Genomic DNA, 13,699 nt, shown 5'->3' with positions numbered 1-13,699 from the left:
TCGTGATGCAGAAGTGTCACCGATGTCTTGCGACATGACATTTGCAGGCCTCGGCGAAGTAGGATGCCCACGGTCCGGGTAGCGCCCCGCCAGGCGGCTCTCTGTGCCGCTGGCTCGGTTTGTGCCAGGTGATCGAGTATCGCCACAGTGGTAGTCGACGCCACTTCATACCGGGAAGTACCGCGGCGGCGATCTGCCTGACCTCGACGAAGGTATGCGGAAACTGCATCCGTACAGGGGCATTGTGCTGCCAGAAGCCGCGAGTGCGAGACAAGACCTGGTGCTGCGCCGTTCCTACCAGGTCGCAGGCGAAATCATACGCGGATGAGCTACGGGCGCAGCCGATCACAACAAGGGTGCCGCCGGCAGCGGTGAGTTCGGCCAGCCGCTCGAGTCCGACGGCAAGCTCAGGGAAATGATGAACGGTGGCGACGGCGACCACGAGGTCGTAGTGAGCTTCGGGCAGCTTGTAAGTCAGAACATCCCCGGCGATCCAGGTGATGTCTGCCGGGGCGCTCGACCGAGCACGGGCGATGCTCTCGGCGTCCGAATCGATACCGGTGACCTCAGGGAACTTCTCAGCGAGACGAATCGCCAGGAGTCCATCACCAGTGCCCACGTCAAGAGCAGTGCGTGTGTTCGTCGGCGCGGCGTCGAGGGCTTTGTTGTAGTAGTGGATGTTGTGGTTCCACGCGTCTCCTTCTTTGCGCACCTCGCCATCGTGGCATGCAGCAACAGGCCCGGTATGAGGTCGACGTGTGCGACGGTGAGGTGATGACGACTCCTGTGCGATTCGGTCTGGTGTCTCTGGCCATCTCGCAGTCAATGTCTTGATGTAGAACTCTCACCGATGACCCGACACATCACGCAGAACATGCGAGGTTCGTGCCCGGTGTAGTTGGCGGCGTGAACCCACCACGGTGTGTCCACCGCCCACGGCATGATGGTGCCGACGCTCAGGTGGCGGCGCGGGATTGCCGGAACGTCTCGATCGCGGCGAGGTCGTAGGAGTTCGCGGCGGTTCCGATGCCCTGCGCGACATGCGCGGCGACAGCGCAACCGAGTTCGGCGGAGTCGGCGAGATCGAGCCCGCGGAGCCGACCGGTGAGGAATCCGGCGGAGAACGCGTCACCGCACCCGGTGGTGTCGACGACGTCCACCGGGAACGCGGGTACCCCGATCGCGTCGTCGGCGGTCACGACCAGCGCACCCTCGGCGCCGCGGGTGAGTGCCACACATCCGACGCCGAGCCCGAGGAGCGCTCGTGCGCCGTTCTCGAGGTCGTCGGAGCCGGTCAGGCCGCGGGTCTGCTCGTCGTTGGGCAGCAGGTAGTCGAGGTGGGGAAGCGCCTCGCCGATCCACTCGAGGAGCCCGGGGTCGCCACCGGAGAGCAGGTCCGCCGACGTCGTGATCCCGCGGTCGCGGGCGCGGCCCAGGAGTTCGGCGGCCACCAGGCCGCCGAGGAATTCGGGTCCGCCGAGGTGCAGATGATCGAGCCCGTCGAGCGCGCCCGAGGCGAGGTCGTCCAGGACGAACTGGGCATTGGCTCCGATGCAGTGCCACGCGGGCCGGTCCCCGTTGGGCCGCACGGGTATGACCGACGACGACGTCTGGACCCCGTCCTTGAGCACGAGGCCGCGCGTGTCGACGCCCTCGGCGTCGAGCAGCGCGGTCAGCGATCGCCCGATCGGGTCGCCGCCGATCGCGCCGTGGGTTCGGACCGAGGCGCCCAACCGGCTGAGCACGAGCGCGGTGCCGCCCGCGGTACCGGCCGCCGAAAAGCCGATGGACTCGACCAACGCGCCGTCGGAACCCGCCGGGATGGAATCGATACCGACGACATGTATGTCCAGCACATGGACGCCCACGGTCGCGATCGTGAGGGGAGCGGTCGTCGCGGAGGAGGGTGTCACGTGCGGTTCTCCTTGGGGGTCCCGTAGTCCAGTCGGATCGCCTGGGCGACAGTGGACTGTTGTTCGTCGGCGGTCAGCTCTCGGGGTCGGCCGATGCTGCTGGCCCGGTGGTACAACGTGGCGAGCCATTCCAACAGCAGGGCGTTCGCCACGGCGTCGGCCAGGCTGGAACCGCGTGCCACCGAACCGTGATTCGCCATCAGCGCGACCTGTGTGTCGACCAGGGCGCCGGCGACGATCTCCGCCAGTTCCGGGCTGCCGAACGTCGCATAGGGGGCGATCGGTATCGCGCCACCGAGACCGAGCTGTTGATAGTGCAGCACCGGCAGCGAGGTCAGTCCGCTCACACAGGCAACCGCGGTGCCGAAGGGTGCGTGCGTGTGCACGATCGCCTGGGCACTCGTTCGCTCGTATACGCGAAGGTGCAGGTCGAGCTCGGAGGACGGGGCGATCATCCCGTCGACGACGTCGCCGGAGAGGGACACGACCGTGACGTCGGCTGCCGAACATTCCGCGAGGACGATCCCGGTCCCGGTGATGGCGACGTGGTCGCCCGCGCGGGCCGACAGGTTGCCCGCGGTGCCGATCAGGAGGCCTTCGGCGGCCACCCGTCGAGCGGCCTCGGCGACCTGCTTGCGCAGCGACGAGAACGTCATCGGACGTGGGTGTAGACCCGGGGGCCGTGGGAAGACATCGCCGGGCGTGTCGCGGAACTCGCGGCGCGTTGGGTACGTTGGGACCACATACCGGACATTTACCCACATGCCTCAGCGCTCGGCACCCGGTATGGAACAGCCGAGCACCAGCGAGAGAGACGATGAGACGCGGAAAGCGCCGAAAACGCCGACGACACCAGTCGGCCCCCTGTTCTGAACTGAATCATCCGGGTGTTCCGCCCGGCACCGGCACCGGGGCGGTCACATGCTGACCCTCCTCGGAATCGGACTCGGAATCCTGGTGGTCTTTCTGATCACCGCCCTCACCGGTTACTTCGTGGCCCAGGAATTCGGCTACATGGCGGTCGACCGGTCCCGCCTCAAAGCCCGTGCCGAAGCCGGTGACGCTGCCGCGAAACGCGCGCTCGCGGTCACCCGCCGCACATCCTTCATGCTCTCCGGCGCGCAGCTGGGCATCACCGTCACCGGCCTTCTCGTCGGTTACGTCGCCGAACCGCTGATCGGTTCCGGCGTCGGGGAGTTGCTCGGCGGCGTCGGCATCCCGGTCGGTGTGGGCGTCGCGATCGGCACGATCATCGCGATCATCTTCTCGACCGTCGTGCAGATGGTCTTCGGTGAACTGTTCCCCAAGAACCTCGCCATCGCCCGGCCCGAGCCGGTCGCACGGTGGCTCGCTCGCTCGACCACGATCTATTTGGCCGTGTTCGGCTGGCTCATCGCCCTGTTCGACAAGTCGTCGAACCTGTTGCTCCGGGCGCTGCGCATCGAACCCGTCCACGACGTCGAGCATTCGGCGTCGGTGCGCGATCTCGAGCACATCGTGGCCGAGTCCCGGGACGCCGGCGATCTACCCGACGATCTGTCCGTACTGCTCGACCGCGTACTCGAATTCCCTACGCGCACAGCAGAACACGCAATGATCCCGCGGCCGAACACCGATCATGTCGATGCGGATCTGCCGGCCGGCGACGTGCTGACCCTGATGAGTACCGGGCACACGCGTTATCCCGTACTCGCCGGCGGTGACGACGAGGTGCGGGGCGTGATCCACCTGCAGGATCTGCTCGAGTGGACTCATGCGCTGAAACAGCAACCGCCGCAAGCTGATCAGAACGCCACCGCGGTCGATCTCTGCCGTCGGGCGGTGGTCGTGCCCTCCACGCTCCCGCTGCCCGAGGTGTTGGAGAACCTCGCGGACGCCCATGACGAGATGGCGGTGGTCATCGACGAGTACGGCGGCTTCGCCGGCGTCGTGACCGCCGAGGACATCGCCGAGGAACTGGTCGGCGAGATCGACGACGAACACGATCCCGAGTCGACCGTCGCCATCGAGGAGATCCCCGAGGGCTGGCGTGTGCGTGGCGACGCACATGTCGACGAGGTCTCCCGGACCGTCGGCTGGGACCTACCCGAAGGCGACTACGAGACGATGGCCGGTCTGGTGATCGCCGAGTTCGTCGGACTGCCCGAGGTCGGCGACACGGTCACGATCGCGATCGAACCCGACCCGTCGACCCTGCTCGACGACGACGAGGCGCCACCCCGCACCGTGCGGGCCACGGTGCTCGAAGTGGACAAGCGGGTTCCCGCGCTGCTGTCGATCAGCGTTGCCCAAGACGAGACGCATACGCACGCGAAGAATCCGGCCGAGAGCGGAGAGGGGCGAGACAATGGATAACCCATGGGTCATCACGGCCATCACAGTGGCCCTGATCGCGTCGAGCGCCTTCTTCGTCGCGATCGAGTTCGCACTGATCGCCGCCAAGCGGCACCGGCTCGAGGATGCGGCCGCGACCAGCGGCAGCGCCCGCGCGGCACTCCGCAGCGCATCGGAACTGTCGGTACTGCTCGCCGGATCGCAGCTCGGTATCACGGTGTGCACGCTCGCACTGGGTTCGATCACGAAACCGGCCGTGCACTACTGGCTCACGCCGCTGTTCGCGGGATGGGGGCTGCCGTACTGGTCGGCCGATGTGATCGGCTTCGTCCTCGCCCTCATCATCGTGACGTTCCTCCACCTCGTCGTCGGCGAGATGGCGCCGAAGTCGTGGGCGATCGCCCACCCCGAGAAGTCGGCGATCATGCTGGCGATCCCGATGCGCGCCTTCATGTGGGTCACCCGCCCGTTCATCGTCCAGCTCAACAACCTGGCCAACTGGTGCCTCAAGCGCGTCGGCGTCGAAGCCGTCGATCAGGTCGCGACGGGGCAGGACAGCGATGCCCTCCGACATCTGGTCGAGCACTCGGCCACCGTGGGCACGCTCGACGAGCGGTACCACGCCCACCTGACGAGTGCGCTGGAACTGGAGTCGTTGACCGTCGGAGACGTCGTGACGCCCAACGACCATCTGGCCGCCGTCGGTCCGACCGCGGACACCGATGAGATCCAGACGGCGGGCCGGACCTCGGGGCACCTGCGACTGCTCGTCCGCGACGACGCATCGGCGGCGCCCGTCCGCGGCGTCGTGCACGTCCGCGACAGTCTGAGCGCGTCGCCGGGCGCCACGGCGGCCGATCTCATGCGTCCGGTCCTCAGCGTCGAGTCGGGTCAGCCGGTGTACGAGACACTCACCGCCATGCGCGAACAGCGCGCTCACCTCGCGCTGGTCACCGATGACGGCCGCGCGGTCGGGCTCATCACGATCAACGACGTGCTCCAGCGGTTGCTGGCCACCACGGCGTAGGAGGGGTGCCGCTAGGTCCACTCGCCGGACGTGAGGAACCACGGCTCGGTCGGCAGCGCCGCCGGGTTGAAACGTTCGGCCAGCAGCGGGAGGGTCACGGGCTCGTCCCGGCCCCCGAGGCCCAGCGAGTGGGCGATGCGGGACAGCACTGTCGACGTCGAGATGCCCTCGTCCGCGAGGTCGGACAGGGTGACCGCGCCGTCGCGTTTGCTGAGCCGTATCCCGTTGGCGTTCAGCACCATCGGGACGTGCGCGTACTCCGGCGGGGTCGATCCGAGCAGCGTCGCCAGGTAGGCCTGGCGCGGTGCCGAGGACAGCAGATCGTCGCCGCGGACGACCTGATCGACACCCTGCGCGGCGTCGTCGACGACCACGGCCAGGTTGTAGGCCGGGGTGCCGTCGTTGCGCTGCAACACGAAGTCGTCGACCGCGCCCGAGTACGCGCCGTGCAGCAGGTCGTCGACGCCGAACACCTCGACATCGGCGCGGAGCCGGATCGCGGGTGGGCGGGTGGCGCGGCGTTCGTCGCGCTCGGCCGCGGTGAGGTCACGGCATGTACCGGGATAGGCGCCCTGCGGCGCATGCGGCGCGGACGGCGCCTCGAGGATCTCGCGGCGGGTGCAGAAGCACTCGAAGGTGCGACCGGCATCGCGGAGGTCGGCGATGACGGCGCGATATGTGGCGAGCCGGTCCGTCTGATGGATGACGGGCGGGTCCCAGTCCATGCCCAGGGCCGCGAGGTCGGACAGCTGGCGGGAGTCGGCATCCGGGACGGCGCGGTCGAGATCCTCCATCCGGATCAGGAACTGCCGGCCGGTGCTACGCGCGAAGAGCCACGCGAGGAGCGCGGTCCGCAGGTTGCCGACGTGGAGGTCCCCGGAGGGGGAGGGCGCGTACCGGCCCGCTCGCGGCGTCGACATCGCGTCGAGATTACCGCCCCGCGATGAGAATCGTCGTCGGGACCGGTCTGCCTGTGCGGCCCGGACCACGCCCCCGGGTACGCGGCGGCGCGTAGGCGTTGCGGTCGCGTCGACGAGTGAGGAACGATGAGTTTCATGGATCTCCCGGTCATGCCGCCTGTAGCGCCGATGCTGGCCAAGGCGGTGACCAGCGTGCCGCCGCAACCGGACGGTTCGGTGGCGTGGTCGTATGAACCCAAATGGGATGGTTTTCGCGCGTTGGTCTTCCGCGACGGCGACGAGGTCACGATCGGATCGCGAGGCGGCAAGGACCTGGCACGGTACTTCCCCGAGATCGTCGCGGCGGTGAAAGACGAACTGCCCGAGAAGGTGGTCCTCGACGGCGAGATCGGGGTGCCCGCCCTCATCGGTGACACCCACCGGTTGGACTGGGACTCGCTGGCGCAACGGATACATCCCGCCGAGTCGCGCGTGACCATGCTCGCCGAGAAGACCCCGGCGATCTTCATCGGCTTCGACGCGCTGGCGCTGGCGTCGACGAGCGTGATGGCCGAACCGTTCGAAGTACGACGGGAGGCGCTGCTGCGGGCCGTCGGTCCGGGTGGGCGGGATCGTCGCGTGCATGTCAGCCGGGTGACGAGCGACCCCGCGGTCGCCGAGGACTGGTTCTCCGCCTTCGAAGGTGCCGGGCTCGACGGTGTCGTCGCCAAACGACTCGACGGCGTGTACGTCGAGAACAAGCGGGAGATGCTGAAGATCAAACACAAGCGCACCGCGGACTGCGTGATCTTCGGGTATCGAATCCACAAGTCGGGGACCGGGATCGGCTCGATGCTGCTCGGATTGTTCGGCGACGACGGCGAACTGCGGATGGTCGGTGGGGCCGGTGCCTTCTCCGACGCGAAGCGGATCGAGCTGCAGCAGATGTTCGAGCCGATGCGCCTCGACCCCGAGAAGGCGTCACCGGGTGAGCCGACGCGCTGGCGATCGGAGAAGTCGGGGGAGTGGATTCCGATCCGTCCCGAACTGGTCGCGGAGTTCGCCTACGACCAGATGGAGAACCACCGCTTCCGGCACACCGTGAAGTTCCTGCGGTGGCGGCCCGATCGGGACCCGGAGAGCTGCGGCTATGACCAGCTCGAGGTCCCCCTCACCTACGATCTCCACGACGTCCTCGAAGGAGAATGACCATGGCATCTCGCTCTCCCGCAGAGGAACTCGACGTCGACGGAATCGCCGTCCGGATGAGCAACCCGGACAAGATCTACTTCCCCGAACTCGGCGAGAACGGGGGCCGCAAGCGGGATCTCGTGGGGTATTACCGCACCGTCGCGCTGGGAGTCGAGGAGAGCGGCGAGGGCCCGTTGATGCACGCGGCCAGCGATCGGCCGACGTTCCTGCAGCGCTTCCCCGACGGGGTCGAGGGCGAGGAGATCTATCAGAAGCACATCGCGAAGAAGCGTCCGGAGCATGTGCAATCGACTCCGATCGTGTTCCCGTCCAAGCGAACCGGCGATGCGATCCGGCCGACGGTGCCCGCCGACCTGGTGTGGGGCGCCAATCTGGGGACGGTCACCTTCCACACCTGGCCGACGCTGCATCCCGACAACGATCACCCCGACCAGCTCCGCATCGACCTCGATCCGCAGCCCGGCACGACCTTCGAAGACGTCCGGCGCGTGGCTGTCGAGGGGTTGAAGCCGCTGCTCGACGACCTGGGTTTCGTCGGTTTCGCGAAGACCTCCGGCGGGCGCGGAGTGCACGTGTACGTGCCCATCGAGCCGCTGTGGGACTTCATCGCGACCCGACGCTGCGTGATCGCGCTCGCCCGCGAACTCGAACGCCGCGACCCGGATGCGGTCACCACGTCGTGGTGGAAAGAGGAACGCGGAGAACGGATCTTCATCGATTACAACCAGAACGCCCGCGACCGGACGATGGCGTCACCGTATTCCGTTCGACGCAGCGCCCGCGCGCGGGTGTCGACGCCGGTGACGTGGGACGAACTCGCCGATGTCGACCCGGACGACTGCACCATCGCGACCGTCCCGAAGCTCCTCGCGGATCGTGGCGATCCGTGGGCCGACATCGCCGACCATCGGCGCGGCGTCGAGAAGCTCCTGGAGATGGTGCAGGCCGACGACGCAAACGGCTTGGGTGACATGCCTTATCCGCCCAGTTACCCCAAGATGCCGGGCGAGCCGCCGCGGGTGCAGCCGAGCAAGAAGGTCGCCGAGCACTGGGACGAGAAGGGGAATCGACGTTCCGATGGGTGAGGAGCGGAGCCGTCAGGTACGGAACGCGATCAAGAGCCCCAGGTAGACCAGGTAGAGAGCCACGAACGCGACGCCCTCGTACCGGGACACCCGCCGCCCGGAGAGGAACACCGGAATGCACAGCAACGCAACGGCGGCCATCAGTGGAAGGTCCACCCGGATCAGGTCATCGGTGACCTCGAGCGGCCGTACCAGTGCGGTCACGCCGAGGATGAAGGTGATGTTGTAGACGCTCGACCCGATGAGATTGCCGATGGCGAGGTCGCGGTTGCCGCGGAGCGTCGACATGATGGTCGTCGTGAGCTCGGGTGCGGACGTGCCGATCGCCACCACGGTGAGGCCGATGAACGCCTCGCTGACGCCCAGCTCCGTTGCCACGTCCACCGATCCGCGGACGAGCCAGTCGGCCGCGAGCACGATCAAGACGATCCCACCGAGCAGTTCGAGTACCCGGCCCCAGACCGGTCCACCGGTGGCGGGGAGCTCGTCGGTGACGGTCGGCGACGCCCTGGCCTTCACTTCCACGCGGATGGCGGTCACGGTGTAGGCAACCGCGACCGCCAGGAGCAGCACGCCGTCCAGACGGTTCAGGTCGCCGTTCAGGCTCAACACCAGGAGTAGCAGTGCGCTGGCGGTCATGACCGGCAGGTCGAGCCGAATGGTCTGACGTCCCAGCGCGAGTGGTACCAGGGCAGCCGAGAGGCCGAGGATGAGAAGGAGATTGACGATGTTGGTGCCCGCGATGTTGCCGACCGCGAGCGGACCCGCATCGTTCAGGGACGCATCGATGCCCACGGCGAGCTCCGGCATGCTGGTCCCGATGGAGACGATCGTGAGCCCGACCAGCAGGGGAGAGACACCGAGCCGGCTCGCGATCGCCGACCCACCGCGGACCAGGAACTCCGCGCCGACGATCAGTCCGGCCAGGCCCGCCAGGATCAGCGCGGCGTCGAGGACCATCCGGACTCCTTCCCGACCGTTGCGGGGTGATCAGCGGCGCAGCGCCTCCGCGGCCCAGGTGGCGAAGCTCTGCCAGCCGACATCGGGGAATCGTCGATGCAGCGTCGGGATGTCGACCTCGTAGCCGCGCCCGCCGAGGAAGGTGAACATCGCCCGGATGTCCTCGGACTCGATGCGTTCCGGGTCGTAGGACTCCGCGGTGACGGTGGTGCCGAGGACCTCGCCGATGATGCGCGCCATCTCGGCCGGCGTCGGCTGGTCGGACGCGAGGTCGATGCGCTGCCCGACGTGGACCTCGGGTGCGGCGAACAGGGTGGCGACCAGTCGTCCGAGGTCGCGCCGCGAGAGTTGTTGCAGCGGCTTGTCGGCGGGCATAGCGATCGGCATCACGCCTGCCGCTAGGGCGTCGGCGCCGCCGAGCAGGTTGTCGAAGAAATAGGCCGGGCCGACGATCGTGTGCGGGATCTCGGTGGCCGCCAGCATCTGCTCGACCTCGAACTTGGAATCGAAATGCGGCACGCCGGTCTGGCGATCGGCCGAGGCGACCGAGGAGAACACGAGGTACGGGATCGATGCGGACGTGGCCGCCTCGATGAGTGCGCGACCCTGTCCGATCTCGGCGCCGACCCCGGACTCGAACGGCGTGGTGAGTGCGAACACGCCTGCGGACCCGGTGAACGCCTCGGTCAGACCCACGCCACTCACGATGTCGCCGACCGCGAGTTCGACACCCCGATCGGCCAGGCGTGCCGCCTTGCTCGACACCGCGTCCCGCACGACGGCGCGGACGGGGAAACCGGCGTCGAGCAGCGCATCGAGCACGGCGCCGCCCTGCCCTCCGGTGGCTCCGACGACAACAACAGGAGAGGTATCCGCCATGCCGTCGACCCTAGCGGTGTGATGCCCCCGCCGGACGGTTTGGGTTGGTGCACGCTCGGCGGCTATCATCTCGACGTTGGAGGATTCGCCTAGTGGCCTATGGCGCTCGCCTGGAACGCGGGTTGGGTTAACAGCCCTCAGGGGTTCGAATCCCCTATCCTCCGCCACCGAAGGTCCGCAGTGACGCCCGCTCGCCGGGTGCACCGCGGACCTTCGTCGTTGTAACGACTGGGCCGGGGGTGGTGTCGCCCCGCCGGAGGCCCTCGCTACACTGGACGACGGATCCCGCGCGGCGTGCATCCTGTGAACTCCCCCAGGGCCGGAAGGCAGCAAGGGTCAACGGGCTCTCTCGGGTGCGCGGGGTCCCCTATATCCGATACACATCTTCTAGGTCTGCGGCGTCGGCCACCCGCACCGGCGTCGAGCCGCGAGAGGGCCCACGTTGAACTTCCACTCGATGAGTGCCGACCAGCTTCGCGAGACCCAGGCGGATCTGACCAAGCAGTACGAGTCACTGCGCGCTCTGGGCCTGAAGCTCGACCTCACCCGCGGCAAGCCGGCTCCCGAGCAGCTCGACCTCTCCAACGGCCTGCTGTCCCTCCCGGGCGACGAGTACCGCGACGGGGCGGGCACCGACACCCGCAACTACGGCGGACTCAACGGACTCCCGGAGCTGCGCGGGATCTTCGGCGAGCTGCTCGCCGTAGACCCCGACAACCTCCTCGCGCTCGGCAACTCGAGTCTCGAGATCATGCACGACCTCACCGTGTTCGGGATGCTGCACGGCACCGCCGACTCCGATGCGCCGTGGGGTCGTGAGCCGATCAAGTTCCTGTGCCCCTCGCCCGGGTACGACCGCCACTTCGCGATCACCGAGAGCCTCGGCATCGAGATGATCCCGGTGCCGATGCTTCCCGACGGTCCCGACGTGCGGGTGTGCGCCGAACTCGTGGCCGGCGACCCGAGCATCAAGGGCATGTGGGCCGTGCCGACCTACTCCAACCCGACCGGCGTCACCTTCTCCGAAGAGACCGCCCGCGGTCTGCTGGAGATGCCCGCAGCCCCCGACTTCCGGATCTACTGGGACAACGCCTACGTGGTGCACACCCTGGTGGAGAACCCGCCCGCCGCGCTGCCGATCGTCGAGATGGCCGCGGCCGCCGGCCACCCCAACCGCGTGTACGTCCTCGGCTCGACGTCGAAGATCACCTTCGCCGGCGCCGGCGTCTCGTTCTTCGGCTCGTCGCCGGAGAACCTGGCCTGGTTCAGCAAGTACCTCTCGCTGAAGACCATCGGACCCGACAAGGTCAATCAGCTGCGTCACCTCAAGTTCTTCGGCGATGCCGACGGCGTGCGGGCGCACATGGCCCGTCACCGGGAGATCCTCGCCCCGAAGTTCCAGCTCGTGCTCGACATCCTCGACGATCGCCTCACGGAGTCGAAGGTCGCGTCGTGGTCGGAGCCGGAGGGCGGCTACTTCATCAGCCTCGACGTCGTCGACGGCGCGGCCCGACGCACCATCGAGTTGGCCAAAGAGGCCGGTATCGCTCTCACCGCGGCCGGATCGGCGTTCCCGTACAAGACCGATCCGCACGATCAGAACATCCGCCTCGCACCGACGTTCCCGAACACCGACGACCTGCGAGCCGCGATGGACGGGGTGTCCACGTGCGTTCTGCTGGCGGCGGCGGAGACACTCCTCGCCCGGTCCAGCTGAGGTCGTCGCGCGCACCCGCGGCCGCTGACATGGCGGCCGTGGAAGCCGCGGACGGTGCCGACACACCGGCAACGCGCCGACCGCGGCGTTAGATTGCTCTCATTCTCCGGCGAGTGCGCTGGCGTGCACGCCACTTTGTGACAGGCTTTCAAATCGTGAATCTGCCCAGGCCGGTTCTTCTCGCAACCGGTTTCGCCGTCGTGGGGGTCATCGCACTGGCGCTCCAGGACGTCGTCGTACCCTTGGGCGCCCAGTTCTGGGGTTTGCTGAACAATCAGATCGACCTTGCGGTGTATCAGGCGGGCGCCCGGTCGGTGACCGGAGGCATCAGCCTCTACGACGTCAAGATGGTCGGCGACCTGGACTACACCTATTCGCCGTTCTCCGCGCTGTTGTTCAGTCCGCTGGCCTGGGTGTCCTTCGACCTCGCGCGTCCGCTGTGGACCGCGGGCATCGTCGTGGCGCTCTACCTGGTGATCATGCTGAGCTTCCGTAGCCTCGGCCGACCGGTGACCTGGCCGTTGCGCGTCATCGCGGTGTCGCTGGTCGCGGTGGCGATGTTGTTCGAGCCGGTGCGGACGACCATCTGGTACGGACAGATCAATGTCTTCCTGATGCTCGTCATCCTCGCGGACCTGACGCGTCCGGACGGTGGACGCCTCAAGGGGTTCTGGACCGGCGTCGCCGCCGGCATCAAGCTGACACCCCTCATCTTCGCCGGATACTTCCTGGTGCAGCGGAACTGGCGCGCCCTCGCGGGGGTCATCGGCGGTTTCGCCACCACCGTGGTGATCGGTTTCGCGGTGTTGCCGGGGGATTCGTGGTCGTACTGGACCGGAAAACTGTTCGAGTCCGACCGGGTCGGGTCGGCGCAGTTGCGCGGCAACCAGTCCCTCCGCGGCATGCTCGCCAACCACCTCGACACCGACAATCCGCCGACGCTCCTGTGGCTCGTCGTGGTCCTGGCGGCACTCGCGGTCGGCTTCGCGGTCGCGACCTACGCCCATCGCAAGGGCCAGGAACTCCTGGCCATCAGCATCGTCGGCATGACCGCGTGCGTCGTGTCGCCGATGTCCTGGGGCCATCACTGGGTCTGGTTCATCCCGATCCTGGTCATCGGGATCCATCTGGTCCTCGACGTCCGACGCCCGCGCACCCCGCGGGTGTGGGCGGGTGTTGGTGTCGCGGCTCTCGTGCTCCTCGCGTTCTCGTGGCCGACGCACGTGCCCGCGCTGATCCCCGACGGTTATTACACGGGGTTGTACGTCAAGACCCACATCCGGTGGCTGAACTGGTTCACCGTCAGCCCCTACCTGTGGGCCTACCTCGGTGTGCTCATCGCAACGGTCGTCGGCCTGCGGATGGTCGGCAGCCGCGGACCGTCGACCTCCGACCCGGTCATCCCGGCCGGCGTCGCGGCCGCTGTCATCGCCGACGGCGGCTTGCCGACCGGTGATGCGGGCGGCTCCGGGGCCGAGGACCGGCGGCGAGCGGAGAGAAGCGGCGACGAGTCCGGACCACGCGAGTCCGACCGCCCGTCCGAGCCCACCGACCACGTCCACGGCATGTCCGATGACCTGGTCGGAACCGACGGCGAACCCGTCAGCGAGACACCCGAACAGGGGTCTACTCCGCCAGTGTGAGGCACGCTCATCGAGTGTCACGGGTCGCCG

Annotated in this window: 12 protein-coding genes, 1 tRNA gene and 1 other RNA gene; 8 read left to right on the top strand and 6 right to left on the bottom strand. The window is 67.7% G+C overall.

Going from position 1 to position 13,699, the window contains the following annotated elements; all coding sequences use genetic code 11:
• Positions 1-16: 16 nt before the first annotated feature.
• From ABIC25_RS11400 to ABIC25_RS11390, 3 genes are all read right to left on the bottom strand, one after another.
• On the bottom strand, positions 17-712 hold the full coding sequence (locus ABIC25_RS11400; protein ID WP_354561473.1) for a class I SAM-dependent methyltransferase: 696 nt from the start codon (positions 710-712) through the stop codon (positions 17-19).
• A gap of 244 nt (positions 713-956) precedes the next feature.
• Positions 957-1,913, bottom strand: coding sequence for a carbohydrate kinase family protein (locus ABIC25_RS11395; protein WP_354561471.1), 957 nt, complete (start codon positions 1,911-1,913; stop codon positions 957-959).
• Complete coding sequence (locus ABIC25_RS11390) at positions 1,910-2,569, bottom strand: class II aldolase/adducin family protein (protein ID WP_354561470.1); 660 nt, start codon at positions 2,567-2,569, stop codon at positions 1,910-1,912. Before ABIC25_RS11390 ends, ABIC25_RS11395 begins: the two co-directional genes overlap by 4 nt.
• Positions 2,570-2,834: 265 nt before the next feature.
• Between ABIC25_RS11390 and ABIC25_RS11385 the strand changes: the two genes are divergently transcribed.
• Positions 2,835-4,268 (top strand): hemolysin family protein, encoded by a 1,434-nt coding sequence (locus tag ABIC25_RS11385; protein WP_239401999.1) that lies wholly within the window; start codon positions 2,835-2,837, stop codon positions 4,266-4,268.
• Positions 4,261-5,274 (top strand): hemolysin family protein, encoded by a 1,014-nt coding sequence (locus ABIC25_RS11380; protein WP_004021573.1) that lies wholly within the window; start codon positions 4,261-4,263, stop codon positions 5,272-5,274. Before ABIC25_RS11385 ends, ABIC25_RS11380 begins: the two co-directional genes overlap by 8 nt.
• 11 nt (positions 5,275-5,285) lie before the next feature.
• Here ABIC25_RS11380 and gluQRS read toward each other — a convergent pair whose 3' ends face one another.
• On the bottom strand, positions 5,286-6,194 hold the full coding sequence (gluQRS, locus tag ABIC25_RS11375; protein ID WP_354561468.1) for a tRNA glutamyl-Q(34) synthetase GluQRS: 909 nt from the start codon (positions 6,192-6,194) through the stop codon (positions 5,286-5,288).
• 135 nt (positions 6,195-6,329) lie between these two features.
• Between gluQRS and ABIC25_RS11370 the strand changes: the two genes are divergently transcribed.
• Positions 6,330-7,382 carry an ATP-dependent DNA ligase gene (locus tag ABIC25_RS11370; protein WP_033204651.1) on the top strand — a complete coding sequence of 351 codons (1,053 nt, stop codon included), beginning with the start codon at positions 6,330-6,332 and terminating at the stop codon, positions 7,380-7,382.
• 2 nt (positions 7,383-7,384) lie between these two features.
• Positions 7,385-8,470 (top strand): DNA polymerase domain-containing protein, encoded by a 1,086-nt coding sequence (locus ABIC25_RS11365; protein ID WP_354561466.1) that lies wholly within the window; start codon positions 7,385-7,387, stop codon positions 8,468-8,470.
• 12 nt (positions 8,471-8,482) lie between these two features.
• On the opposite strand, the gene ABIC25_RS11360 is transcribed toward ABIC25_RS11365, so the two are convergent.
• On the bottom strand, positions 8,483-9,430 hold the full coding sequence (locus tag ABIC25_RS11360; RefSeq protein ID WP_354561465.1) for a calcium/sodium antiporter: 948 nt from the start codon (positions 9,428-9,430) through the stop codon (positions 8,483-8,485).
• 30 nt (positions 9,431-9,460) lie between these two features.
• The gene (locus tag ABIC25_RS11355; protein ID WP_354561464.1) at positions 9,461-10,309 is read right to left on the bottom strand and encodes an NmrA/HSCARG family protein; all 849 of its coding nucleotides are present in this window, start codon (positions 10,307-10,309) and stop codon (positions 9,461-9,463) included.
• Positions 10,310-10,387: 78 nt separating this feature from the next.
• On the opposite strand from ABIC25_RS11355, the gene ABIC25_RS11350 reads away from it, so the two are divergent.
• The 4 genes from ABIC25_RS11350 (at position 10,388) to ABIC25_RS11335 (ending at position 13,669) form a co-directional block, all read left to right on the top strand.
• Positions 10,388-10,476 (top strand) — tRNA-Ser (locus ABIC25_RS11350).
• A gap of 110 nt (positions 10,477-10,586) precedes the next feature.
• Positions 10,587-10,681: signal recognition particle sRNA small type (ffs, locus tag ABIC25_RS11345), an RNA gene on the top strand.
• 70 nt (positions 10,682-10,751) lie between these two features.
• Entirely contained in the window at positions 10,752-12,026 is a 1,275-nt protein-coding gene (locus ABIC25_RS11340) for an aspartate aminotransferase type Ic (RefSeq protein WP_354561463.1), read from the top strand.
• 155 nt (positions 12,027-12,181) lie between these two features.
• Positions 12,182-13,669: a glycosyltransferase 87 family protein gene (locus tag ABIC25_RS11335; protein WP_354561462.1), complete on the top strand. Its 1,488-nt coding sequence runs from the start codon at positions 12,182-12,184 to the stop codon at positions 13,667-13,669.
• Positions 13,670-13,699 lie beyond the last annotated feature (30 nt).

Origin of the sequence: Gordonia sp. PvP123, from assembly GCF_040547295.1 — a bacterium.
Classification (GTDB): domain Bacteria; phylum Actinomycetota; class Actinomycetes; order Mycobacteriales; family Mycobacteriaceae; genus Gordonia; species Gordonia terrae.
The sequence above is the reverse complement of the archived record's forward strand: the minus strand, read 5'-3'. Positions and strand labels throughout refer to the sequence as shown.

What these genes read in the sequence shown, in the direction of transcription:
- ABIC25_RS11390 (WP_354561470.1), bottom strand. Translation starts at nt 2,569, where the DNA reads ATGACGTTCTCGTCGCTGCGCAAGCAGGTCGCCGAGGCCGCTCGACGG.
- ABIC25_RS11385 (WP_239401999.1), top strand. Translation starts at nt 2,835, where the DNA reads ATGCTGACCCTCCTCGGAATCGGACTCGGAATCCTGGTGGTCTTTCTG.
- ABIC25_RS11380 (WP_004021573.1), top strand. Translation starts at nt 4,261, where the DNA reads ATGGATAACCCATGGGTCATCACGGCCATCACAGTGGCCCTGATCGCG.
- gluQRS (WP_354561468.1), bottom strand. Translation starts at nt 6,194, where the DNA reads ATGTCGACGCCGCGAGCGGGCCGGTACGCGCCCTCCCCCTCCGGGGAC.
- ABIC25_RS11370 (WP_033204651.1), top strand. Translation starts at nt 6,330, where the DNA reads ATGGATCTCCCGGTCATGCCGCCTGTAGCGCCGATGCTGGCCAAGGCG.
- ABIC25_RS11365 (WP_354561466.1), top strand. Translation starts at nt 7,385, where the DNA reads ATGGCATCTCGCTCTCCCGCAGAGGAACTCGACGTCGACGGAATCGCC.
- ABIC25_RS11360 (WP_354561465.1), bottom strand. Translation starts at nt 9,430, where the DNA reads ATGGTCCTCGACGCCGCGCTGATCCTGGCGGGCCTGGCCGGACTGATC.
- ABIC25_RS11355 (WP_354561464.1), bottom strand. Translation starts at nt 10,309, where the DNA reads ATGGCGGATACCTCTCCTGTTGTTGTCGTCGGAGCCACCGGAGGGCAG.